Here is a 2,461-nt window from a genome sequence, read left to right as displayed (position 1 = left end):
TTCATCCTGAGCCAGGATCAAACTCTCCAATAAAGTTAGTTTGTCTAGCATCTAAAATAAAAATTGACGTTTCACGTTGTTTGTTTCGTTCAGTTTTCAAAGAACTACTTGATCGCTCATTTGCGACTTCCTTATGTTAACACTTTCGTTAATTGATGTCAACTAAGTTTTTTATTTCGTTTATCGCTTTCGACGTTAATGTCATCGGCGACTTGTCCTATATTACACCTCTATATAATAATAGTCAATATTAATCTTTCATTTTTTTTAAAAGATGAAAAAGACTCTCATACCCCCCTTTTATTTCTCATACATATCAATAAAATAACTGAAAGGAGTGTAGAACTTGTTCAATCCTTCTTTATTACACATCATAAGCTCCCATTCAAGAAGCCCACACTATCATAGGAAGTTTCCAATCATTCTATTTTAGAGTCCAAAAAGCGGTTGTACTTCTCTTGCTAAGTGGTTCTTTTACCAGATTGATTTATTACAAACCGCTCTAAGCTATAGTCCTTTCATTCATAATTATGAATATGATATATACAAAAGTACACCTGCCTATAGTGTACGACTAGGAGTAGCGTTACGAGAAAAACAAAAAGAAACTTTTAAACTTGTTCGTAACCCTTATAGGAGAGCAGTCAGTTCTTTCGTGTCCTTAATTGGACCTCCTTATATGGAAAATCCCCCAAAGGGATCTCATTTAAACAATTTTTATACTATCTATTTATGAAATGGGCTCACGCAAGTGATATTAACCCACATTTCACACAACAATATATAGCTGGTGAAGAAGAATATGTGACCAATTATATATACTTAGAAAACTTCGATCAGGAAATGAAAGAATTAGAAAAGCGTTTTGAATTAAAAACCGCACCAATAAATGAGTTCTCAACATCATGGCATCATCAAACTCCCGCCATGATTTATAAAGGGGATTTTAGCGAAGGCGATATTACTGACCCTTTATTTCCCCGTCACCCAACTTTTGAAAGCTTTTATGATACTGAATGTATACAACTTGTCCAAACAATATTTCAAAATGATTTCGACACATATAAATACAGCAAAGAATATCTATACTAACTTTAGTCTATTATCTTTGCTAAATAAAAAAGATACCCCATATATAAGGTATCTTTTTAACATTTCAATTATATAAATCATACTGTTTAGCAGTCTCTATTCTCCACCTTGTTTCCTTTTAATAGATTGCATAACTTTTGCTGGTCCGCCCATCCTACTCCGATTAAAACTAAACTTGCTCCCATTATTACTCTCCATGTCAGAGATTCATTTAATAGAATAATTGAAGTAACAATACTTATTAATGGTAATGCATTTAAATATAATCCGCTTACTGATGCTGAAACTCTCTCTAGCGCTTTATTCCAAAACCAATATGCTAAAATTGTTGCTCCAATAACAAGGTATATTACACTAAGTCCCGTTTTCCAAGTTTCAACCTTTGGAAGACCGTAATAAAAAATTTCTATCAGTGCAAACGGTAAGAGAATAACAGCTCCAATAATTAAAGTTAATGTTGTAAAAACCTCGTTTGATAAATACTGTTCTTGTTTTGGTCGTTTTAGCAAAACTGTGTAGAAAGCAAATAGAAAAGTACTTAATAATATTAGTATATCTCCTATTAAAGACACTTCTTGATTAGCACTTTTAGATGGAATCGTAATAAAGAGTACTCCTATAGCACCCAATATAATTCCTATCCAATAATTCAATCGAATTTTCTCTTTCAAAAAGAGTGCTGAAAAAAGAATTGTAACTAATGGTAATGCAGCATCTATAATACTCACATGTAATCCACTTGTTAAAGAAATGCCGTAGGATGTAAACATAAAATAACCAGCTACACCGGTAAAAGCTAACAAACTCATTCTTTTCCATGGAACTTTTTTATGTACAACTGATTTTTGTAATTCCTTAAATGAGAATAGCATACAAATTCCACCTGCAAAGAAAAGACGAATAAATAACAAAGTAAACGGCTGAATAGATTCTAACGCCCATTTTGTTGGCGCAATGGCTGTGCCCCATAATATAACAGCCACTAATAACATGCATATTTCTTTCATAATCCCCCACACCCATCAAAAATATATGTTAACTACCTTAATTATAGAATTTTTCTTATGTAAAGTCCTTTAAAAACACAAAAGGTTATGCAAAAAGAGCTATATTGCTATTTATCACATAACCTTTTTATATAAGATTACAAACATTCTTTTTACATCTGAACTATATTCTCATAAAGGTAATTCTTACCTTTATATTTAAAATAATAAAAATAAACACAAAAAAACCTAAGTCAAAATAACTTAGGTTCTTGCTTGGCGACGTCCTACTCTCACAGGGACAAGGTCCCAACTACCATCGGCGCTAGAGAGCTTAACTTCCGTGTTCGGTATGGGAACGGGTGTGACCTCTCTGCCATCAT

The 2,461-nt window shown here is 32.7% G+C and carries 1 protein-coding gene, 1 rRNA gene and 1 pseudogene; 1 reads left to right on the top strand and 2 read right to left on the bottom strand.

Annotated elements, in window-relative coordinates:
* Positions 1–346: 346 nt before the first annotated feature.
* Positions 347–1,092: pseudogene (locus tag MR136_RS28235) on the top strand (sulfotransferase family 2 domain-containing protein).
* An 86-nt stretch (positions 1,093–1,178) separates the two neighbouring features.
* Here the strand turns inward: MR136_RS28235 and MR136_RS28230 are convergent.
* Entirely contained in the window at positions 1,179–2,099 is a 921-nt protein-coding gene (locus MR136_RS28230; protein WP_017674607.1) for a DMT family transporter, read from the bottom strand.
* A gap of 253 nt (positions 2,100–2,352) precedes the next feature.
* Positions 2,353–2,461: ribosomal RNA gene (gene rrf / locus MR136_RS28225) — 5S ribosomal RNA — on the bottom strand; the annotation flags it as partial.

It is taken from the genome of Bacillus cereus group sp. BfR-BA-01311 (assembly GCF_022664295.1).
In the GTDB taxonomy this organism is placed as follows: domain Bacteria; phylum Bacillota; class Bacilli; order Bacillales; family Bacillaceae_G; genus Bacillus_A; species Bacillus_A cereus.
Note: the sequence above shows the minus strand (reverse complement) of the source record. Positions and strands in the feature narration are given on the sequence as shown.

Bases quoted from the DNA above. Each gene is read 5' to 3' on its own strand.
- MR136_RS28230 (WP_017674607.1), bottom strand. From the start codon at position 2,099: ATGAAAGAAATATGCATGTTATTAGTGGCTGTTATATTATGGGGCACA.